At 72.5% G+C, this 19,938-nt stretch carries 21 protein-coding genes; 16 read left to right on the top strand and 5 right to left on the bottom strand.

What is annotated here, in order from left to right:
• Both ybeY and era read left to right on the top strand, forming a co-directional pair.
• Positions 1-396 (top strand): rRNA maturation RNase YbeY, encoded by a 396-nt coding sequence (gene ybeY, locus C7Y72_RS14795; RefSeq protein ID WP_107569964.1) that lies wholly within the window; start codon positions 1-3, stop codon positions 394-396.
• Positions 393-1,274 (top strand): GTPase Era, encoded by an 882-nt coding sequence (gene era, locus C7Y72_RS14790; protein WP_233243886.1) that lies wholly within the window; start codon positions 393-395, stop codon positions 1,272-1,274. The genes ybeY and era overlap by 4 nt, the downstream gene beginning before the upstream one ends.
• A gap of 3 nt (positions 1,275-1,277) precedes the next feature.
• On the opposite strand, the gene C7Y72_RS14785 is transcribed toward era, so the two are convergent.
• On the bottom strand, positions 1,278-2,210 hold the full coding sequence (locus tag C7Y72_RS14785; RefSeq protein ID WP_158276877.1) for an ArsA family ATPase: 933 nt from the start codon (positions 2,208-2,210) through the stop codon (positions 1,278-1,280).
• 34 nt (positions 2,211-2,244) lie between these two features.
• On the opposite strand from C7Y72_RS14785, the gene C7Y72_RS14780 reads away from it, so the two are divergent.
• The 14 genes from C7Y72_RS14780 (at position 2,245) to C7Y72_RS14720 (ending at position 15,834) form a co-directional block, all read left to right on the top strand.
• Complete coding sequence (locus C7Y72_RS14780; protein WP_107569961.1) at positions 2,245-3,087, top strand: phytoene/squalene synthase family protein; 843 nt, start codon at positions 2,245-2,247, stop codon at positions 3,085-3,087.
• The gene (locus tag C7Y72_RS14775) at positions 3,084-4,244 is read left to right on the top strand and encodes an NAD(P)/FAD-dependent oxidoreductase (protein ID WP_146175397.1); all 1,161 of its coding nucleotides are present in this window, start codon (positions 3,084-3,086) and stop codon (positions 4,242-4,244) included. The genes C7Y72_RS14780 and C7Y72_RS14775 overlap by 4 nt, the downstream gene beginning before the upstream one ends.
• A gap of 17 nt (positions 4,245-4,261) precedes the next feature.
• Complete coding sequence (gene hisIE, locus C7Y72_RS14770) at positions 4,262-4,867, top strand: bifunctional phosphoribosyl-AMP cyclohydrolase/phosphoribosyl-ATP diphosphatase HisIE (RefSeq protein WP_107569959.1); 606 nt, start codon at positions 4,262-4,264, stop codon at positions 4,865-4,867.
• Entirely contained in the window at positions 4,851-6,341 is a 1,491-nt protein-coding gene (trpE, locus tag C7Y72_RS14765; RefSeq protein ID WP_107569958.1) for an anthranilate synthase component I, read from the top strand. Before hisIE ends, trpE begins: the two co-directional genes overlap by 17 nt.
• Before the next feature lie 2 nt (positions 6,342-6,343).
• The gene (locus C7Y72_RS14760) at positions 6,344-6,910 is read left to right on the top strand and encodes an anthranilate synthase component II (protein WP_107569957.1); all 567 of its coding nucleotides are present in this window, start codon (positions 6,344-6,346) and stop codon (positions 6,908-6,910) included.
• A 46-nt stretch (positions 6,911-6,956) separates the two neighbouring features.
• Positions 6,957-7,997 carry an anthranilate phosphoribosyltransferase gene (gene trpD / locus C7Y72_RS14755; protein ID WP_107569956.1) on the top strand — a complete coding sequence of 347 codons (1,041 nt, stop codon included), beginning with the start codon at positions 6,957-6,959 and terminating at the stop codon, positions 7,995-7,997.
• Between the two features lies 1 nt (position 7,998).
• A complete protein-coding gene (gene trpC / locus C7Y72_RS14750; protein ID WP_107569955.1) occupies positions 7,999-8,787 on the top strand; it encodes an indole-3-glycerol phosphate synthase TrpC in 789 nt (262 codons plus the stop codon).
• 71 nt (positions 8,788-8,858) lie between these two features.
• Positions 8,859-10,052, top strand: coding sequence for a S1C family serine protease (locus C7Y72_RS14745; RefSeq protein ID WP_107569954.1), 1,194 nt, complete (start codon positions 8,859-8,861; stop codon positions 10,050-10,052).
• Between the two features lie 33 nt (positions 10,053-10,085).
• Positions 10,086-10,775, top strand: coding sequence for a phosphoribosylanthranilate isomerase (locus tag C7Y72_RS14740; RefSeq protein ID WP_107569953.1), 690 nt, complete (start codon positions 10,086-10,088; stop codon positions 10,773-10,775).
• On the top strand, positions 10,772-12,004 hold the full coding sequence (trpB, locus tag C7Y72_RS14735; RefSeq protein WP_233243883.1) for a tryptophan synthase subunit beta: 1,233 nt from the start codon (positions 10,772-10,774) through the stop codon (positions 12,002-12,004). Before C7Y72_RS14740 ends, trpB begins: the two co-directional genes overlap by 4 nt.
• Positions 12,001-12,807 (top strand): tryptophan synthase subunit alpha, encoded by an 807-nt coding sequence (trpA, locus tag C7Y72_RS14730; RefSeq protein WP_107569952.1) that lies wholly within the window; start codon positions 12,001-12,003, stop codon positions 12,805-12,807. The genes trpB and trpA overlap by 4 nt, the downstream gene beginning before the upstream one ends.
• A 94-nt stretch (positions 12,808-12,901) precedes the next feature.
• Positions 12,902-13,066, top strand: coding sequence for a hypothetical protein (locus C7Y72_RS23395; RefSeq protein ID WP_154732009.1), 165 nt, complete (start codon positions 12,902-12,904; stop codon positions 13,064-13,066).
• 76 nt (positions 13,067-13,142) lie between these two features.
• On the top strand, positions 13,143-14,375 hold the full coding sequence (locus C7Y72_RS14725) for an ABC transporter substrate-binding protein (RefSeq protein ID WP_154732010.1): 1,233 nt from the start codon (positions 13,143-13,145) through the stop codon (positions 14,373-14,375).
• Between the two features lie 181 nt (positions 14,376-14,556).
• On the top strand, positions 14,557-15,834 hold the full coding sequence (locus tag C7Y72_RS14720; protein WP_107569950.1) for an ABC transporter substrate-binding protein: 1,278 nt from the start codon (positions 14,557-14,559) through the stop codon (positions 15,832-15,834).
• Between the two features lie 144 nt (positions 15,835-15,978).
• On the opposite strand, the gene C7Y72_RS14715 is transcribed toward C7Y72_RS14720, so the two are convergent.
• Genes C7Y72_RS14715 through C7Y72_RS14700 form a run of 4 tightly spaced genes read right to left on the bottom strand, consistent with a single transcriptional unit; the run spans position 15,979 to position 19,911 of the window.
• Positions 15,979-16,731 (bottom strand): ABC transporter ATP-binding protein, encoded by a 753-nt coding sequence (locus tag C7Y72_RS14715; RefSeq protein WP_107569949.1) that lies wholly within the window; start codon positions 16,729-16,731, stop codon positions 15,979-15,981.
• Complete coding sequence (locus tag C7Y72_RS14710; protein ID WP_107569948.1) at positions 16,728-17,615, bottom strand: ABC transporter ATP-binding protein; 888 nt, start codon at positions 17,613-17,615, stop codon at positions 16,728-16,730. Before C7Y72_RS14710 ends, C7Y72_RS14715 begins: the two co-directional genes overlap by 4 nt.
• Positions 17,605-18,600, bottom strand: a complete 996-nt coding sequence (locus C7Y72_RS14705; protein ID WP_107569947.1) for a branched-chain amino acid ABC transporter permease — start codon at positions 18,598-18,600, stop codon at positions 17,605-17,607. Before C7Y72_RS14705 ends, C7Y72_RS14710 begins: the two co-directional genes overlap by 11 nt.
• A gap of 15 nt (positions 18,601-18,615) precedes the next feature.
• Complete coding sequence (locus C7Y72_RS14700; protein ID WP_146175396.1) at positions 18,616-19,911, bottom strand: branched-chain amino acid ABC transporter permease; 1,296 nt, start codon at positions 19,909-19,911, stop codon at positions 18,616-18,618.
• Positions 19,912-19,938: the final 27 nt, after the last annotated feature.

Raw genomic sequence — 19,938 nt, 5'->3', positions numbered from 1 at the left:
GTGCTGGAGGTCGAGGTGATCGGTGGTGAGCGGCTGGTGACGAAGCTGCCGCCACCGGAGATCGAGCGGCTGGCGGGCCTCGCCGCCGGGTCCGCGGGGATCGAGCACGGCCACCTGGCCGTGACGTTCGTCGACGCGCAGCGGATCGCGGAGCTGAACCGCGAGCACCGCGGCAAGGACGGGCCGACCGACGTCCTGAGCTTCCCGGTCGACGAGCTCGAGGACATCCCGGGTCCGCCGGAGTCGCGCGAGCTCGGCGACGTGGTGATCTGCCCGGAGCACACCGTCGACCTGCGTGAGGCGGTCGTCCACGGGGTGCTGCACCTGACGGGCATGGACCACGAGACCGACCACGGCGAGATGCTCGCGGTGCAGGCGGAGATCCTCAGCTGGTGACCCGCTCGGGGTTCGTCGCGATCGCCGGTCGGCCCAACGTCGGCAAGTCGACGCTCGTCAACGCGCTGGTGGGCCGGAAGATCGCGATCGTCTCCGACAAGGCGCAGACGACCCGCCGCGCGATCCGCGGGGTCGTCACGCACGAGGACACGCAGCTCGTCCTCACCGACCTGCCCGGGGTGCAACGGCCGCGCGACACGCTGACCGAGCGGATGCAGCGCCGCGTCGAGCAGGAGCTCGGCGAGAGCGACGCGGCGCTGATGGTCCTCAACGCGGTCGAGGGCGTCGGGCCCGGCGACCGCTTCATCGCCGCGGCGCTGCGCGGTGCGAAGGTCCCGGTCGTCGTCGCGGTGAACAAGCTCGATCGCTGCGACCGCACGAAGGTCGTCACGATGCTGAAGGACGCGGAGGATCTCGGCATCGCCGACGACATCTTCCCGATCAGCGCGCACAAGGGCGACGGGGTCGTGGCGCTGCTGGAGCACCTGCGCGGGCTGATGCCCGAGGGCCCGTTCTACTTCTCGCCCGAGGAGACCTCCGACCAGGCCGAGCACGTGCTGCTCGCCGAGCTCGTCCGCGAGCAGGTGCTGCGCCGCACCCGCCAGGAGGTGCCGCACGCGGTCGAGGTCGTGATCGACGACATCTTCCAGGAGCGGGACGACTTCGTCCGCGTCCGGGCGCTCATGTGGGTGGAGACCGAGTCCCAGAAGGGCATCCTCATCGGGACCGGCGGGAAGATGATCAAGGCGATCGGCACGAAGGCCCGCAAGGAGCTCGAGCGCGAGATGGGCATGCAGGTCCACCTCGATCTCACCGTGCGCGTGCGGCACGGCTGGCGTGGCGACGACCGCCTCCTGGACCGGCTCGGGATCGAGTAGCGGTCAGCCCTCGAGCCGGCGGCCGAGCTCGTCGGCGAGCGCCTGGACGTCCTCGAGGCGCAGCTCGGGGGAGCTGACGAACGGCAGCGTGCTGACCGGGGCGGAGGCGTGCTTGCGCAGCCGCCGCAGCTGCGACTGCTGCTCGCGGACGCGGCCCGCCTGGCCGAGCGTGGCGCGGCGCACGGTCTCGGGGACCGCGCCGTCGGCGGCCGCGAGCGCCTCGAGCTCCTCGCCGGCGAAGCGGCGCGGCAGGACGGCGTTGACGACGACGTGGTCGAGCGTGCGGCCGACGGCGTCGTGCAGCAGCCCGTCGAGCTCGATCGTCTCGGTGACCGGGAGCTCGCCGGGCAGCGCGACCGCCACGTAGGCGCTGGCCGCCGGGTCCTTCAGGGTGCGGGTGACGAGGTCCGCCTGGGTGGCGACGGGGCCGATCCCGCGGGTCACGCCGGACATCGTGGCGGGGGCGCGCAGGAGGCCGATGCCGTGCCCGGAGGCGGGCGCGTCGACGATCACGTGGTCGTAGCCGGCGGCCTTGCGGTCCCACCGCTCGTCCTGGCCGAGCTCCCAGGTCTTGGCGATCGTGAGCACCTCGCGCGCGCCCGGGGCCGCCGCCACGAAGTACTGGAACGCGTTGGAGCGCGCCAGGACCTGGGTGAGCGAGCGCGAGCCGAGCTGGCGGCCGATCCACTCCTCGATCGTGAGCATCGGGTCGACGGAGGTCTGGAAGAGGCCGTCGGCGAGCCGGACCTCGTCGCCGGGGGCCCCGGCCGCGACGCCGAAGAGCCCCGGCAGGCGCTGGGACGCGCCGACCTCGCAGACGATGGTGCGGCCGCCGCGGCGGGCGCAGAGCAGGCCGAGCGCGGCCGCGACGGTCGTCTTGCCGACGCCGCCCTTGCCGGTCACGACGATGAGGGAGCGGTCCAGGAGATTGGTCATCCGTGTTGCGTGACCATACGTAGCCCGCGGTAACGTGGACGACATCACCGCCACCGACCCCGCGCTCCGCCAGGCCTACGCCCGCTGCCGGCGGCTGCAGCGCCGCCACGATCCGACCTTCTACGTGGCGACGAGCTGCCTGCCGCGCCGGACCCGTCCGGCGGTCCACGCGCTCTACGGCTTCGTCCGCGGCGCCGACGAGCTGGTCGACGGCCCCGGCGCCCCGCAGGACCCCGAGGAGCGCCGCCGCGCGCTGGACCGCTGGGAGCAGACGCTGCGCGAGGGCGTCGTCGCCGGCCGCAGCGAGCACCCGGTCATCGCGGCGCTCGTGGACGCGGCGCAGCGCGTCGAGCTGCCGCTGGAGCAGCTCGGCCCCTACATGGACTCGATGCGCGTGGACTGCGGACCGGTCCGCATCCCGGACGGCGCGGCGCTCGACCGCTACATGGACGGCAGCGCCGCCGCGGTCGGCCGCCTGATGACGCCGCTGCTGGAGGCGCCCGCGGAGCTGCGCGAGGAGATCGCCGCGCTCGGCATCGCGTTCCAGCTCACGAACTTCGTCCGCGACGTCGCCGAGGACTGGACGCTCGACCGCGTCTACCTGCCGGGCCTGCCGGAGGAGGACCTCGCCCGCGGGCTCGTGACCGACCGCGTCCGCGAGACCGTCGCCCGCGACGTGTCGCGGGCCCGGGCGCTGTTCGCGCGCACCGCCGCGGTCGCCGACGAGCTGCGGCCCTCGATGCGCCCCGGGGTCCGCGTCGCGCGCGCCGTGTACCTGCGGGTGCTCGACCGCATCGAGGCGCGCAACTTCGACGTGCTGCGCCCGGGCGCGGGGTCGCTGTGGCCCACGCTGCCCTCGCCGCGGGGCGCGACATGACGGTCCGTCGCACCGCCCGCGGCGCCGAGCGCACCCCGCTGGGCGACGAGCGGCCCGACGTCCTGATCTGCGGCGCGAGCTTCGCGGGCCTGGCGGTCGCCCGGGCGCTGACGGGCAGCGGCGCCGACGTCCTGGTGATCGACCGCTACGAGATCGGCGAGCGCGCCACGAGCGCCTGCGCCGCGCCGACCCCGTGGCTCGAGGCGATGGGCCTGCAGGACGCGATCCTGCAGGAGCTGCCGTACATGTCGTTCACGACCCCGCACGGCAGCGTCCGGTACCGGCTGCCGTGGTCGTGGTCCTCGTTCGACTACCGGCGCCTGTGCGAGCTGCTGTTCGCCCAGACCGACGCGCGGTTCGTCACCGCGAAGGTGGAGCGGCGCGAGCCGCACGCCCGCGGTGACGCCGACCACGTCGTCCACACCGACCGCGGCACGATCCGCAGCCCGCTCGTCGTCGACGCGCTCGGCTGGCGGCGCGTGCTGTCGTGCGCGGAGCCCGCGATCCAGCCGCCCGACGCGTACCTCTCGCGCGGCCTGGAGGTCCACCCGCACCGCACGCACGCCCACGGCGACGCCCTGGACTGCTGGGTCGAGCGCGGCCTGATCCGCCGCGGCTACGGCTGGCGCGTGCCGGCCGGCGAGGAGGTCCGGGTGGGGGTCGGCAGCTACGAGCCGCGCGACCACGTCAAGGAGCCGACCGTCCGGCTGGCGGAGCGCCTGGGCGACGAGCGGGTCCGCTACCAGGGCAACTGGTTCCCGCACCGCCTGCGCGACGCGACCGAGGACGGCGTGTTCTTCTGCGGCGACAGCGCCGGGCACTGCTTCCCGCTGTCCGGTGAGGGGATCCGCACCGCCTTCCACTTCGGGCTCGCCGCCGGCCGCGAGCTGCGCGAGGTGCACGCCGGCCGGCGCCGCCGCGAGGACGCGCTCGCGCGTTACCACGCCTTCAGCGCCGGGCACGGCCGCGCGTACCGGATCGCGTTCGCACTGCAGCGCCTGGTCCCGGCGCTGCCGCCGCGGGTGCTGACGCTCGTGCTGCGCGTCCTCGACCGGCCGAAGCGGATCGACCGCGCGTTCGGCTGGTACCTGGAGCAGGCGCCGCCCTCGGCGGTCGGCGAGCTGCCGCGCCCGGCGGCGCACGCGACGGCGGTCTGAGCGCCGTCGTTCGTAGACTGCGGCGCGTGGACATCGCCTTCGACGCAGCCGGCCTCGTCCCCGTCGTCATCCAGGACTGGAACACGGGGGAGGTGCTCACGCTCGCCTACGCCAACGCGCTGGCGATCGAGAAGACCCGGGAGACGGGGGAGCTGCACCTGTGGTCGCGCTCCCGTGACGAGCTCTGGCACAAGGGCGCGACCTCCGGGAACGTCCAGAAGGTCCGGGCGCTGCGCCTGGACTGCGACGGCGACGCGTTGCTCGCGCTCGTCGAGCCGGCCGGCCCTGCCTGCCACACCGGGGCGCGCACGTGCTTCCACGAGGGCGAGACCGACCTGCTGGCGCCGCACGAGGTGCTGCCCGACCTCGAGCGGGTGCTCGCGCAGCGCAAGGCGGAGCGCCCCGCGGGCTCGTACACGGTGACGCTGCTCGACGATCCGGCGCTGGCCGGCGAGAAGGTGCAGGAGGAGGCCGAGGAGGTCACCCGCGCCGCGCGCGAGGAGACCGACGACCGTGTCGACAACGAGGCGGCCGACGTGCTCTACCACCTGCTCGTGCTGCTGGCGGGCCGCGACCGCGTGCTCGGCGACGTGCAGGAGGTGCTGCGTGAGCGCCGCGGCTGACGCGTTCGCCGACCTGCCGGTCGCGCCGTCGCTGGACGAGGTCCGCGCGCTGAGCGCCGACCACAACCTCGTCCCGCTGCGCCACACGTTCATCGACGACCTCGAGACGCCGGTCTCCGCGTTCCTGAAGCTGCGCGGGGAGACGCCCGAGTCCCCGGGCTTCCTGCTGGAGAGCGCCGAGCAGGGCCAGCGGGTGGGCCGCTACTCGTTCATCGGCGTCCGGCCCCGGTCGGTGCTGCGCTGGTCGCTGGGCGAGGCGGGCGACCCGTACGCGCTGGCCGAGCAGGAGGTCGCGCGCTGGCGTCAGGCGCCGCTGCCGGACCTGCCGCCGTTCGCGGGCGGGGCGGTCGGCTACTTCGGCTACGACCTCGTCCGCACGGTCGAGACCACGCTGGGCGATCCCAACCCCGACGAGGTCGGCCTGCCCGACATGGCGCTGATGCTCAGCGACGTGCTCGTGGTGTTCGACCACCTCAAGCACACGCTGACGATCCTCGTGAACGTGTACGCGGAGGACGGGGATGACGTCGCGTCCGCCTACGAGGAGGCGCGGGCGACGATCGCGAAGGTCCGGCGGCTGCTGGCCGGCCCGGTCCCGGTGCCCGCCGCCAACCGGGCCGCGCGCGAGGTCCCGCAGTTCACCTCCAACCACGAGCGCGCCGAGTTCGAGGCGACGGTCGCGCGGATCGTCGAGTACGTCCACGCCGGCGACGCCTTCCAGGTGGTGCCGTCGCAGCGCTGGAGCGCGGACATCGACATCGACCCGTTCAGCGTCTACCGCGGCCTGCGGGTGGTCAACCCGTCGCCCTACATGTACTACCTGGACTTCCTCGACTTCCAGATCGCGGGCGCGAGCCCGGAGCCGCTGCTGACGGTCAGCGGCCGCCGCGTGTCGACGCGCCCGATCGCCGGCACGCGCCCGCGCGGCGCGACCGCCGAGGAGGACGCGCAGATCGCCGCCGGCCTGCTCGAGGACGAGAAGGAGCGGGCCGAGCACGTGATGCTCGTGGACCTCGGCCGCAACGACCTCGGGCGCGTGAGCGAGTTCGGGAGCGTGAACGTCGACGACTTCATGGTCGTGGAGACCTACTCGCACGTCATGCACATCGTCTCCAACGTGTCGGGGACGCTGCGCGAGGACGTCGGCGCGATGGACGCGCTGCGCTCGGTCCTGCCCGCCGGGACCCTGAGCGGCGCGCCGAAGGTCCGGGCGATGGAGATCATCGACGAGCTCGAGCCGGTCAAGCGCGGCGGCTACGGCGGCGCGATCGGCTGGCTCTCCTACACCGGGGACCTCGACACCTGCATCCACATCCGCACCGTCGTGATGAAGGACGGGCGGGCGCACATACAGGCCGGTGGCGGCACGGTCGCCGACGCCCTGCCGGAGTACGAGTACGAGGAGTCCGTCAACAAGGCCCGCGGCGTCAAGGCCGCCATCGAGCTGGCCGCCGAGCAACCCGACTGGCCATGAGCATGCGCGTCCTCGTCGTCGACAACTACGACTCCTTCACCTACAACCTCGTCCAGTTCCTCGGGGAGCTCGGCGCCGAGCTCGAGGTCGTCCGCAACGACGTCGAGACGGTCGAGCAGCTGCTGGAGCGCGCGCCGGACCGCGTCGTCGTGTCGCCCGGGCCGTGCACGCCCAACGAGGCGGGCGTGAGCCTCGAGGTCGTCCGCCGCTTCCCGGAGGCCGGGATCCCGACGCTCGGCGTCTGCCTCGGGCACCAGTCGATGGCGCAGGCGTTCGGCGGCACGGTCGTGCGCCACGTGCCCGTCCACGGCAAGACGACGGCGATCGAGCACGACGGCCGGACGCTGTTCGCCGGGGTGCCCAACCCGCTCACCGTCGGGCGCTACCACTCGCTGGTGGTGCAGGAGGAGACGCTGCCGGACTGCCTGGAGGCGACCGCGCGCGGCGGCGGCGTGCTGATGGCGCTGCGCCACCGCGAGCTGCCCGCCGAGGGCGTGCAGTTCCACCCCGAGTCGGTCCTGACCGACGGCGGCAAGCAGCTGCTCGAGAACTTCCTGCGCGGCGGCTGATCCGGGCGCACCGGTCCCCGGGCCGATACCCTGCATCGCCGCAGCCATGCCGAACCCCGCCCTCACCGCGGCGATCGACGCCCTCGCGTCCCGCCGGGACCTCGACACCGACCAGACCGCCGCGGTCCTCGCGGAGATCATGGCCGGGGACGCCTCGGACACCGAGACCGCCGCGTTCCTGATCGCGCTGCGCACGAAGGGGGAGACGGTCGCCGAGGTCACCGGCCTGGCGCGCACGATGCGCGAGCTGGCAACCCCGGTCCGCACGCGGCGCACCGACCTCGTCGACACGGCGGGCACGGGCGGCGGCCGCTCGACCTTCAACGTGTCGACGACCGCCGCGCTGATCGCGGCCGGCGCCGGCTGCGCGATGGCCAAGCACGGCAACCGCTCGGCGACGAGCCTGTCGGGCTCCGCGGACGTCCTCGAGGCGCTCGGCGCCCGGATCGACCTGCCCGCCGACGCGGTCGCCCGCTGCGTCGACGAGGTCGGGTTCGGCTTCATGTTCGCCCCGATGCACCACGCGGCGACGCGGTTCGTCGTGCCGGTCCGCAAGGAGCTCGCGGTGCGCACGATCTTCAACGTGCTCGGCCCGCTGACCAACCCCGCGGGAGCCCGGCGGCAGCTGATCGGGGTCAGCGACGCGGGTATGCTCGACGTGATGGCCGGCGCCCTCCAACGCCTCGGCGTGGACCGAGCCCTGCTGGCGTCCTCCGAGGACGGCCTGGACGAGCTCTCGACCTCCGGCGCGACGCACGTCGTGCAGGTCGACGGCGGCGAGCTGCACCGCTTCACCGTGACCCCGGAGGAGCTCGGGCTCGACCGCTCGCCCGTCGAGGCGGTCGCGGGCGGCACCCCGCAGGAGAACGCGGCGGTGACCCGCGCGATCTTCGCCGGGGAGCCCGGGCCCGCGCGCGACCTCGCCGTGCTGAACGCGGGCGCCGCGATCTACGCGGGCGGCCGCGCGGACGACCTGCGGGCCGGCGTGCAGGCCGCGGCCGCGGCCGTCGACTCCGGCGCCGCCCTCCAGACCCTCGAGCGCTACGTGGCGCTCTCCCAGGACCTCGCGGCCGGGGAGGCCGCCTGACATGAGCGTGCTCGACCGGATCGTCGACTCCACCAAGGAGGAGGTGCGCCGCCGCCAGGAGCAGGTGCCCCTCAAGGAGCTGGAGGCGCGCCTGGAGGCCCGCTCCGAGGACCGCCCGTTCGCGGAGGCGCTGACGCGCCCCGGGATCGCGGTCATCGCCGAGCACAAGCGCCGCTCGCCGTCGGCCGGGGTCATCCGCGACGGCGCCACCGTCACCGACATCGTCACGAGCTACGACCGCGGCGGCGCGTCGGCGCTGTCCGTGCTGACGGAGGGCCCGCACTTCGGCGGCTCGCTGGACGACCTGCAGGAGGCGCGCCGCGCCTGCGGCCTGCCGATCCTGCGCAAGGACTTCATGGTCAAGCGCTACCAGGTGGTCGAGGCCGCGGTCTCGGGCGCCGACGCGATCCTGCTGATCGTCGCGGCGCTCGACGACAAGCGCCTGGCGAAGCTCAACACGCTGGCGCTCGAGCTCGACCTCGACGTGCTGGTCGAGGTCCACGACGCCGAGGAGCTCCAGCGCGCGCTCGAGGTCATCGACGCGGACCTCATCGGGATCAACAACCGCAACCTCGCGGACTTCACCGTCGACGTCGAGCGCACCTACGAGCTGCTCTCCGACGTGCCGACCGGCAAGCTCGTCGTGTCGGAGTCCGGGCTCTACACGCGCGAGCAGCTCGAGGGACTCGAGCGGGTCGGCGTCGACGCCGTGCTCGTCGGGGAGAGCCTGATGCGTGCCGAGGACCCCGAGGCCGCCTGCCGCGAGCTGACCGGCCACGCGCCGGCCTGACCCGCGCGCGTTCAGCAAGAATTTAGGTCGCGTTCGGGCGCGCTTCATGGCGCCGCCGGACGATCCGCTCCATGTCGCGCAAGCTGCTGCCCGTCGTCCTCGTCTCCGCCCTGGCCGGCGGCATCGCCGCCGTCGCCCTCGTGGAGGTCACCGGGGTCGGGGGCGGCGGGGGCACGAGCACGACGATCGTGCAGCAGGCGCCGCTGGGCGCCTCGACCGGTCCGGCGCGCACGACCGCCGACGGCGCGGCGCTGACCCCGCGCCAGCTCTACGAGCGCGACGCGCCCGGCGTCGTGTTCATCCGCGCCCAGGTCGTGCAGCGGACCGCGTCCCCGTTCGACCTCGGCCTGCCGCAGGAGCAGCAGTCGACCTCGACCGGCTCGGGGTTCGTGATCAAGGACGACGGCTCGATCCTCACCAACGCGCACGTCATCCAGGGGGCGGTGAAGGTCTCCGTCCAGTTCCAGGACAAGAAGACGGTCTCCGCCCGCGTCGTCGGCAAGGACGTCTCCTCCGACCTCGCGCTGCTGAAGGTCGACCCCGACGGCCTCGACCTCACGCCGCTGGCGCTCGGCACCTCCAAGGAGGTGCAGGTCGGTGACCCCGTGATCGCGATCGGCAACCCGTTCGGGCTCGACCGCACGCTGACGACCGGCGTGGTCAGCGCGCTGCAGCGCCGCATCGACGCGCCCAACGGCTTCCAGATCTCCAACGTCATCCAGACCGACGCGGCGATCAACCCGGGCAACTCCGGCGGCCCGCTGATCGACGCCACCGGCAAGGTCGTCGGCGTCAACTCCCAGATCGCCACCGGCGGGGACGGCGGCGGCAACGTCGGCATCGGCTTCGCGGTCCCGATCGACACCGCCCGCGAGATCCTGCCCCAGCTCGAGTCGTCCGGGCGCGTCGACCGCGCCTACCTGGGCGTGACGAGCCTGACCGTCGACGGGTCCCTGGACGCCCTGAACCTGCCGGTCCGCACGGGCGCGCTCGTGCAGTCGGTGGCGCAGGACAGCCCGGCCGCGAAGGCGGGCCTGCGCGGCGGCGACATCACCGCGCAGCTCGGCGGGGACGAGATCCAGCTCGGCGGCGACGTCATCGAGTCGATCGACGGCGAGACGGTCCGCAGCTCCGACGACGTCGGGCGCCTCGTGGCGCGCAAGAAGCCGGGCGATGAGGTGAAGATCGCCGTCCGTCGCGGCGACGAGCGCCGCACGGTCGAGGTGGAGCTCGGCTCGCGCCCCAACGCGGCGCTCGCCGGCTGACGGCCCGCGCCACCGCTGGCCTACGATGGACGGGTGAGCAGCGAACGCGCCCCCCGGATCAAGTTCTGCGGGATCACCCGCCTCGAGGACGCCCAGGCGGCGGTCGAGGCGGGGGCCTGGGCCATCGGGATGATCCTGTGGCCGGGCTCCAAGCGGTTCGTCGAGCTGCCGGAGGCCGAGCTCGTCGCGCGCACCCTGCGCCGCCAGGTGCAGGTCGCGGGCGTGTTCGTCAACGCGCCGCTGGACGAGATCGCGCGGACGGTCGACACCGTCGGACTGACGATGGTCCAGCTGCACGGGGACGAGGGCCCGTCGTTCGCCGCCGAGGTGGCGCGTCGCACGGGCGCCAAGGTCATCAAGGCGGCGCGCGTGCGCGACCAGGGCGACATCACCGCGCTCAACCCGTACCTGACCGATTTCCACCTGCTCGACGCGCACGTCCCGGGCGAGGTCGGGGGCACCGGGCAGACCTTCGACCACGGCCTCGTGGCGCGGCGTCGCTCGCGCGTGCCGCTGATCCTGTCCGGTGGCCTGACCCCCGAGAACGTCGGGGCGGCGATCGAGCAGGTCCGGCCGTTCGCGGTCGACGTCGCCAGCGGGGTGGAGGTCGCTCCCGGCGTGAAGGACCCGCAGCGGATCGCGGCGTTCGCGCAGGCCGTCGCGGCGACGGTCGCGCTGGACGATCCGCAACCCGACACCGAGACCCAGGAGGTGGCGTCGTGAGCACGCACGTCGCGTCGGTCGAGCATCGCTTCGGCCCGTTCGGGGGCCAGTACGTGCCCGAGACCCTGATGCCCGCGCTGGCGGAGCTCGAGCAGGCGTGGATCGAGGCACGGCTGGATCCCGGCTACCGGGAGCAGCTCGACGGCCTGCTGCGCGACTACGTGGGGCGCAGCACGCCGCTGTACCTCGCCGAGCGGCTCAGCGAGGTCGCCGGGCGCACGATCTACCTCAAGCGCGAGGACCTCAACCACACCGGCGCGCACAAGATCAACAACGCGCTCGGCCAGGCGCTGCTGGCGCGCCGCATGGGCAAGACGCGGATCATCGCCGAGACCGGGGCGGGCCAGCACGGCGTCGCGAGCGCCACCGCCTGCGCGCTGCTGGGCCTGGAGTGCATCGTGTACATGGGCGAGGAGGACATCCGCCGCCAGAAGCCCAACGTCGAGCGCATGGAGCTGCTCGGCGCGCGCGTCGCCCCGGTGACCGCGGGCGCCCGGACGCTGAAGGAGGCCGTCAGCGAGGCGATCCGCGACTGGGTCACCAACGTCGGCGACACCCACTACATCATCGGCTCGGCGGTCGGCCCGGCGCCCTACCCGTCGATCGTGCGCGACCTGCAGCGCCTGATCGGCGACGAGGCCCGCGCGCAGGTCCTCGAGCGCGAGGGCCGGCTCCCGGACCGCGTGATCGCCTGCGTCGGCGGCGGCTCCAACGCGATCGGCATGTTCGCGGGCTTCCAGCACGACGAGGACGTCGCGCTGATCGGCGTCGAGGCCGCGGGGGAGGGCCTGGAGTCCGGCCGTCACGGCGCGCCGCTGACCGTCGGCGGCCGCCCCGGCGTGCTGCACGGGTCGCTCAGCCTGATCATGCAGGACGAGGAGGGGCAGGTCACCGAGGCGCACTCGGTCAGCGCCGGCCTCGACTACCCCGGCTCCGGTCCCGAGCACGCGTGGCTGCGCGAGTCGGGACGCGCGACCTACGTGGCGGTCGGGGACCACGACGCGCTGCGCGCGTTCCGGACCGTCGCCCAGCTGGAGGGCATCATCCCGGCGCTGGAGCCCAGCCACGCCCTCCACTACGTGCTGACCGAGCCGACCGACTCGACCCTCGACGTCGTCTGCCTGTCGGGCCGCGGCGACAAGGACCTCGCCGAGGTCATCGCCCAGCTGCGCGAGCTCGAGGGGCCGGACGCCCTGCACCGCCGCGACCATCCGGGGGCGGGCGCGTGAGCACGACGACGACGAACGCGGGCGCCGAGCGGATCGCCGCCGCGTTCCGCGAGCACGGGCGCCGGGCGGCGCTGATGCCGTACCTGATGGCGGGCTTCCCCGACGACGCGACCGCGCGGGCGATCGGGCAGGCCTACGCGGACGGGGGCGCCGACCTCGTCGAGCTCGGCGTGCCGTTCAGCGACCCGCTGGCCGACGGCCCGGTCATCCACGAGGCGGGCACGCGGGCGCTCGCCGCCGGGTCGACCGTCGACGCCGTGCTGCGCCAGTGCGAGGCGCTGGCCCCGCGCGTCCCGGTCGTGCTCATGTGCTACGCGCAGCTCGTGCTGGCGCGGGGCGCGGACGCGTTCGCGCGGCAGCTCGCCGACGCGGGCGGCAGCGGCCTGATCGTGCCCGACCTGCCGATGGAGGAGGCGGCGGCGCTGCTGCCGGCCTGCGAGGAGCACGGCATCGCGCTCGTGCCGCTCGTCGCCCCGACGACGCCGGACGAGCGGCTCGGCCGCATCGGCGCGGAGGCCCGCGGCTTCCTCTACACGGTGTCGGTCGTCGGCACGACGGGGGAGCGCGCCGCGCTCGCCGACCAGTTCGGGTCGATCGTCGCGCGGGCGAAGGCCGCGACCGACGTCCCGGTCGCGCTGGGCTTCGGGATCGCGACCCCGGAGCAGGCCCGCCAGGCCGCCGACGCGGGTGCGGACGGCGTGATCGTCGGCAGCCGCCTCGTGCGCGAGGCGGGGGAGGCGGCCGACCCCGCGGCCGCCGTGCGCGCGGTCGTGCGCGGGCTCGCGGACGGCCTCGAGCACTGACCGGCGCCACCGCCGGCGCGCCAGCAGGCGCGCCGGGCGCCTGCGCGCGACGGTCGGCACGCGGGGCCGGGACCGCCTCGGATACCCTTCGCGCATGCAGCTCGTCCTCACCTCCACCGCGGGCCTCGTCGTCTGGCTCGTCCTCTGGTCGATCGGCGCCAAGGGGATCGACGCCTTCATGATCACGACGCTGATCGTCCTCGTCGGCTGCCTCGTGCAGATCGGCACGAAGTACCTGCCGTCCAACGGACGCCAGTAGCCAGCGGGCGCCGCCGGTCGTGCCGTCCGAAGCGTCCCCGCGCCCCGGCCTTTCGGCCGGTCGCGAGCGTCCGTCGGTGCTCCGGCGGACCCTCGCCGTGCTCGCGGTGGGCGCCGGGGCCGTCGGGCTCGTCGCCTGCGGCGGCTCCGACGACGAGCCCAACCGTGGCACCTCGACCGGTTCCGACAGCCTCACCGTCTACTCGAGCCTGCCGCTGACCGGTGAGGCCGGCGAGCGCGCCGCCTCCGTCAGCCGCGGCGAGAAGCTCGCGCTGCTCGAGGCCGGCGGGCGGGTCGGCGGCTTCACCGTCAAGTACGTGGGCACCGACGACGGCTCCACCGACGGCCCGGGCTCCGACCCGGAGAAGGTCATCGCCAACGCGCAGACCGCCGCCCGCGACAAGACCGCGATCGCCTTCCTCGGCGGCCTCGACGGGGCGTCCTCCGCGGTCTCGATCCCGGTCCTCAACCAGGCGACGGTCCCGCAGGTCTCGCCGCTGGCGAGCTACACCGGCCTCACGCAGGCCGACGGCGCCGCCAAGGGCGAGCCCGACAAGTACTACCCGTCGGGGCGTCGCACGTTCGCGCGCGTCGTGCCCGACGACGCCGCCCACGCCGACGCCGCCGCGGGCCTGCTGGCCGAGCGCGAGTGCACGTCCCTGTTCGTGCTGCACGACCGCTCGCTCGACGGCCGCGGCATCGCCGACGCGGTCACGCTCGCCGCGCCGCGGCAGGAGCTGAAGATCGCGAAGACCGAGGACGTCGACCTCGACCGCGACGTCGCCGACGACGAGGCCGAGCGCCTGCTCGAGTCCGGGGCCGACTGCCTGTTCTACGGCGGCGAGGTCGACCGCCGGGCGGTCGCGCTGCTGCGCGTGCTCGGCACCCGCGCGCCGTCGGTGCGCCTGTTCGCCACCGGGGCGCCGCAGGCCGAGGTCGTCGCGCGGCTCGGCGCGGTCGCGCAGCGGCTGGTGCTGACGAGCCCCGAGCTCGACGCGGAGAACCTCCCGGCCTCCGGGCGGGCGTTCCTGCGTACCTACCGGGAGCGGTACGGGCGCGAGCCGGACCCGGCCGCCATCTACGGCTACGAGGCGATGAAGCTCGTCCTGCTGGGCATCGAGGCCGCCGGGGAGCGCGGCAACGACCGCCAGGCGGTGATCGACGCGATCCTCGACGTCCGCGACCGCCGTTCGGCGCTCGGGACGTACTCGATCACGCGCACGGGCGACACGACGCTCGACCGCTTCGCGGTCCGCCGCCTCGACGGGGAGCGCCTCGTCGTCGACGCGGTCCTGCCGTCCGGCGACTGACATCGGACGTCGCCGCGTCCCGCGCGGGACAAGCGGACCGGGGACCGTCACGGTGTACAAACCGGTGTGGACCGATCTGCCGCCGCGGGAGGTTGCTTCACACCCGCGAAACAAAGATACTGCGGGCGTCTTCGCCGGGGTCCCGGCGCGGACACTCCATTCGTTCCGATCCGGAGGATCTATGAAGCGCAGTTTCCGTACGGCGAACATCGCCGCCGTCCTTGCCGTGGGAGCACTCGGAATCGCCGCCTGTGGCGATGACGAGGAGAGCGAGACCGCGAGCACCGGCACGACTTCGACGGCGGCCGCGGAGACCAGCAAGGGCGACGGTCAGCTCGTCGTCGGCACGCTGCTCCCGTCGACCGGCGACCTCGCCTTCCTCGGGCCGCCCGAGTTCGCGGGCGTGGACCTCGCGGTCAAGGACATCAACGCCGCTGGTGGCGTGCTCGGCAAGGACGTCACGCAGGTGAAGGCGGACTCCGGCGACGGCACCCCGAAGATCGCTCCGGGCTCCGTCGACAAGCTCCTCGCGGGCAAGGCCGACTCGATCATCGGCGCCGCGAGCTCCAGCGTCTCCCTGTCGGTCATCGACAAGATCACGAGCGCCGGCGTCGTGCAGTTCTCGCCGGCCAACACGTCGACCGCGTTCGACACCTACGACGACAAGGGCCTCTACTTCCGGACCGCGCCGTCCGACGTGCTCCAGGGCAACGTCCTCGGCAACCTGGTCCTGAAGGACGGCGCCAAGAACGTCGCCATCCTGGCCCGCCAGGAGGCGTACGGCGAGGCGCTGGCCGACAACGTCGAGAAGACCATCACCGACCAGGGCGGCAAGGTCGCCGCGAAGGTCCTGTACAGCGTCGACGCGACGTCGTACACGTCCGAGATCCAGAAGATCAAGGACGCCAAGCCGGACGCCATCGTCCTGATCGCGTTCAACGAGACCACGAAGATCATCCCGGGCTTCGAGTCCGCGGGCATCGGCCCGGAGGACGTCCAGACCTACTTCGTCGACGGCAACACCGCCGACTACGGCAAGGACTTCCCCAAGGGCACGCTGACCGGCATCAAGGCCACCTACCCGGGCGCCGAGCTGAAGGACGACTTCAAGGAGCGCATGCTCGAGGTCGACCCGAAGCTCAAGGACTTCACCTACGGGCCGGAGTCCTACGACGCCACGATCATGACCGCGCTCGCGGCCGAGGCGGCCAAGGACGACTCGGGCAAGAGCATCGCGTCGCAGCTCGTCGCGATCTCGCGTGACGGCGAGAAGTGCGAGACGTTCGAGGCCTGCAAGGCGCTCCTCGCGGACGGCAAGGACATCGACTACGACGGTGTCTCCGGCCCGGTGGACCTCAACGACACCGGCTCGCCCTCGAAGGCCACGATCGGCATCTTCGAGTACGAGGACGACAACAACTACAAGAACCTCGAGTACATCACGGGCGTCGTCGAGTAGTCACGCGACACCCGCAGCAGTGGACGAGGGCCCGGGTCTCCCGGGCCCTCGGCCGTTCCCGGGCCCGTTCCCGGCCCCGGACGCGACGGCGCCCCGGACCGCGGGAGCGGGCCGGGGCGCGGGAAGCGGGGGCCGCGAGCGCGGCTAGGAGACGCTCTTGGCGAGCGTGCCGAGGTACAGCTCGATGACCTTCGGGTCGTTCATGAGCTGGCGGCCGCTGGCCGTGTAGGCGTCCTTGCCCTGGTCCAGGACGTAGCCGCGATCGCAGACCTGCAGGCAGCGGCGCGCGTTCTGCTCGACCATGATCACCGAGACGCCCGCCTCGTTGATGGTCTTCGTGCGCAGGAACACCTCGTCCTGCAGGGCGGGGGAGAGGCCGGCGGACGGCTCGTCCAGCAGCAGCACCGACGGGCTCATCATCAGCGCGCGGCCCATCGCGACCATCTGGCGCTCGCCGCCGGACAGCGAGCCGGCGCGCTGGTCGCGCCGCTCGGCCAGGCGGGGGAAGATCTCGCTGACGTACGCGTACTGCTGCTCGAACTTCGACGGGTCGAGGTACACGCCCATCTCGAGGTTCTCGCCGACCGTCAGCGACGGGAAGACGTTGTTCGTCTGCGGCACGAACCCGACGCCCGCGGCGACGAGCTTGTCGGCGCGCAGCCCGGTGATGCTCTCGCCGCGCAGGGTGACGGTCCCCTCGTGGATGTTCACGAGCCCGAACAGCGCCTTCAGGAACGTGGACTTGCCCGCGCCGTTGGGACCGATGATCCCGATGAGCTCGCCCTCGTGGCAGTGCAGGCTCGCACCGTTGAGGATGTTCACGCCCGGCAGGTAGCCGGCGATGAGGTTGTCCGCGCGCAGCAGCGCGCCCTCGGGAGAGGTGACGTCGACGGTCATTCGCTCTTCTCGCTCTCCTGCTCGGCGATCTGCTCTTCGAGTTCGGCCTCGGCGTCGGCGAGGATCGTCGCCTCGGCCTCGCCGTCGAGGTCCATGTCGTGGTGCGCGCCGAGGTAGGCGTCGATGACCGCCGGGTCGGACATCACGGTGTCCGGCGGGCCCTCGGAGACGATCTTCCCGGCCGCCATGACGACGACCCAGTCGGAGATGTCCCGGACCATGTCCATGTCGTGCTCGACGAACAGGACGGTGCGGCCCTCGTCGCGCAGCGACTTCACGTGGCCGAGCAGCGACTGCTTCAGCGCCGGGTTCACGCCCGCCATCGGCTCGTCGAGCATGATCAGCTCCGGGTCGACCATCAGCGCGCGGGCCATCTCCAGCAGCTTGCGCTGCCCGCCCGAGAGCGAGCCGGCGAAGTCCTCGCGCTTGGCGTCGAGCTTGAACCGCTGGAGCAGCTCGTCCGCGCGCTTGGTGTTCGCGTCCTCCTCGCCGGACCACAGGCTCTTCACGAGGCTCGGCAGCAGCCGCTCGCCGCGCTGCCCGGTCGCGCCCAGGCGCATGTTCTCGATGACGGTCAGGCGCGACAGCACCTTCGTCAGCTGGAACGTCCGGACCATGCCCCGGCGGGCGACCTTGTGCGGCGGGACGCCCGCGAGCTGCTGGCCGTTGAACGCCCAGGTGCCGGTGTCGGGCTCGTCGAAGCCGGTGAGCAGGTTGAAGAACGTCGTCTTCCCCGCGCCGTTGGGCCCGATGAGGGCGGTGATCTTGCCCCGCTGGATCTCGAAGTGCTCGACGTCGACGGCCGCGAGGCCCCCGAACGTGCGGCTGACGTTGTCCGCGACGAGGATCGCGTCGGTCCTCTCGGCGGTCGGCTCAGCGGCCATCGATCGCCAGCTCCTTTCGGTCTCCGAAGATGCCCTGCGGGCGGAAGATCATCAACAGCATCAGCACCAGGCCCATGACGATCAGGCGCATGAGGCTCGCCTGGTCGGGCGACATGATCGCCTCGGGGATGAACCCGTCCGGTCCGGTCGCCTTGTCGAAGAACAGGTCCAGCCCGTTGAGGAAGAACCAGAAGATCAGGGCGCCGGCCACCGGGCCGAGCACGCGTGCCGCGCCGCCGATCAGCAGCACGGTGTAGGTGAAGAACGTCGTGTCGGTCGCGAAGTCCGACGGGGCGACGTTGTCGGTCGCCAGGCCGCTCATCATGCCGGCGAGCGCGCCGATCATGCCGCCGATCACGAGCGCCTGCATCTTGAAGCCGAAGACGTTCTTGCCGAGGCTGCGCACGGCGTCCTCGTCCTCGCGGATCGACTTCAGCACGCGGCCCCAGGGGCTGCGCATCAGCAGGAACACGAGCACGCACAGCACGGCCACCAGCGACCAGCCGACGAGCATGATGAAGAAGTCGTAGTTGCGGAACTCGAGGAAGCCGAAGATGTCGACGTTGCTCGAGATCGGGTTGATGTCCTTCATCGAGTCGGCGAACCCGAAACGGCCGTCCTGCCCGCCGAACTGGTCGTTGAGACTCGAGGCGCCGAGCGTCTGTCTGATCGCCTCGGCCGCGGCGATCGTGGCGATCGCGAGGTAGTCGGCGCGCAGCCGCAACGTCGGGACGCCGAGCGCGAGCGCGAGCACGATGCTCAGCAGCAGGCCGACGACGATGCTGACCCAGAGGTTCCACCCCCAGGTCTGCACCAGCGAGGCCATGGCGTAGCCGCCGACCATCATGAAGGCCGCCTGACCGAAGTTCAGCAGGCCGGTGTATCCGAAGTGGATGTTCAGGCCGATCGCGGCCAGGCAGAAGACGATCGCCTGCGGCCCGAGGGCCTGCTCGATCGCTCCGGAGAGGACGTCCATCCAGCTCATCGCACGTTCCTCTTTCTAGCCGACGCGCTCGGCTCGGCCGAGCAGGCCCTGGGGTCGGATCAACAGCATCAGGATGAGCACCACGAGCGGTGTCACGTACTTCAGCTCGGGCGCGATCACGAGCGTGGACATCTCGGTGAGGATGCCGATGATCAATGCGCCGACCATCGTCCCCCAGATGGTGCCCAGGCCGCCGAGGGTGACGGCGGCGAACACGGCGAGCAGGATCTTGAACCCGACCTGGTAGTCGAAGCCGTAGTTCATGCCCCAGAGGATGCCGCCGAGGCCGGCGAGCGCTCCGCCGAAGATCCAGATCGTGCGGATGACGCCGTTGACGTCGATGCCCGAGGAGGCCGCCAGCGACGGGTTGTCCGAGACGGCGCGGGTCGCCTTGCCCAGCCGCGTGCGCTGCACCGCGAGCGAGACCGCGAGCAGGATGACGACGCAGATCAGGCCGGTCCAGAACGTGCGCTGCGAGATGTCGATCGAGCCGATCTGCCACGGCTCGCGCGGGATCGGCACGTCGGTGTACTGGTGGTTGTCGGCGTCGAACAGGTACTGGAAGACGTTGCGCAGGAAGATCGCGAGGCCGATGCTGACGATCATCATCGCGATCAGCCCGGTGCCGCGGTCGCGCAGCGGTTTCCACAGCACCTTGTCGTTGGCGTAGCCGAACACCCCCGACAGCAGCACCGCGATGAGCAGCGCCGGGATGAACGCCCAGCTGAAGGAGTCCTGGAAGAAGTAGGCCATCAGGGCGCCGAACGTGATGAGCTCGCCGTGGGCGAAGTTCGTCAGGCCGGTGGTGCCGAAGACGAGCGACAGGCCGATCGCGGTGACCGCGAGCAGCAGCCCGAGGAAGATCCCGTTGATGAAGGACTGCGCGGCCTTCGTCAGCCCGGACGGGCCGGCGGGGGCCTCCGGGCCGATCCGGTAGCTGATCGGGATGTCCGCGTTCGTCTTGACGACGATCTCGAACGAGGTCTTGTTCTTCTCCGTCAGCTCGGTGCCGGACGGCAGCGTCGCGGTGTCGAGCTTGACCGTGATGGTCTCACCGAGCAGGTCGTCGGCCGAGCCGGGCAGCGGCATCGTGAACGCGCCGTCGGCGCCGGAGCGGGTCTGCGCGATCTGCTGGCCGCCGCTGTCGACGCTCAGCTGGACGTTGGGCACCGGCTTGGGCGGTGTCGAACGGGTGTCCAGCAGCGTGCCGGTGACGGCGATCGAGTCCTCTGATGATGCTGCGGCAGGGCTGGCCTGGACCGCGATGAACGTCAAGAGCAGCGCGAGGAGCACCGCCGGGCTTGCGCGCACACGCGCCTCCAACGATCGAATTCGGGC

Origin of the sequence: Paraconexibacter algicola (assembly GCF_003044185.1) — a bacterium.
In the GTDB taxonomy this organism is placed as follows: domain Bacteria; phylum Actinomycetota; class Thermoleophilia; order Solirubrobacterales; family Solirubrobacteraceae; genus Paraconexibacter; species Paraconexibacter algicola.
The sequence above is the reverse complement of the archived record's forward strand: the minus strand, read 5'-3'. Positions and strand labels throughout refer to the sequence as shown.

What these genes read in the sequence shown, in the direction of transcription:
- C7Y72_RS14705 (WP_107569947.1), bottom strand. Translation starts at nt 18,600, where the DNA reads ATGAGCTGGATGGACGTCCTCTCCGGAGCGATCGAGCAGGCCCTCGGG.
- C7Y72_RS14760 (WP_107569957.1), top strand. Translation starts at nt 6,344, where the DNA reads ATGCGCGTCCTCGTCGTCGACAACTACGACTCCTTCACCTACAACCTC.
- C7Y72_RS23395 (WP_154732009.1), top strand. Translation starts at nt 12,902, where the DNA reads ATGCAGCTCGTCCTCACCTCCACCGCGGGCCTCGTCGTCTGGCTCGTC.
- C7Y72_RS14775 (WP_146175397.1), top strand. Translation starts at nt 3,084, where the DNA reads ATGACGGTCCGTCGCACCGCCCGCGGCGCCGAGCGCACCCCGCTGGGC.
- C7Y72_RS14745 (WP_107569954.1), top strand. Translation starts at nt 8,859, where the DNA reads ATGTCGCGCAAGCTGCTGCCCGTCGTCCTCGTCTCCGCCCTGGCCGGC.
- C7Y72_RS14785 (WP_158276877.1), bottom strand. Translation starts at nt 2,210, where the DNA reads ATGACCAATCTCCTGGACCGCTCCCTCATCGTCGTGACCGGCAAGGGC.
- trpD (WP_107569956.1), top strand. Translation starts at nt 6,957, where the DNA reads ATGCCGAACCCCGCCCTCACCGCGGCGATCGACGCCCTCGCGTCCCGC.
- C7Y72_RS14710 (WP_107569948.1), bottom strand. Translation starts at nt 17,615, where the DNA reads ATGGCCGCTGAGCCGACCGCCGAGAGGACCGACGCGATCCTCGTCGCG.
- C7Y72_RS14720 (WP_107569950.1), top strand. Translation starts at nt 14,557, where the DNA reads ATGAAGCGCAGTTTCCGTACGGCGAACATCGCCGCCGTCCTTGCCGTG.
- trpC (WP_107569955.1), top strand. Translation starts at nt 7,999, where the DNA reads ATGAGCGTGCTCGACCGGATCGTCGACTCCACCAAGGAGGAGGTGCGC.
- C7Y72_RS14715 (WP_107569949.1), bottom strand. Translation starts at nt 16,731, where the DNA reads ATGACCGTCGACGTCACCTCTCCCGAGGGCGCGCTGCTGCGCGCGGAC.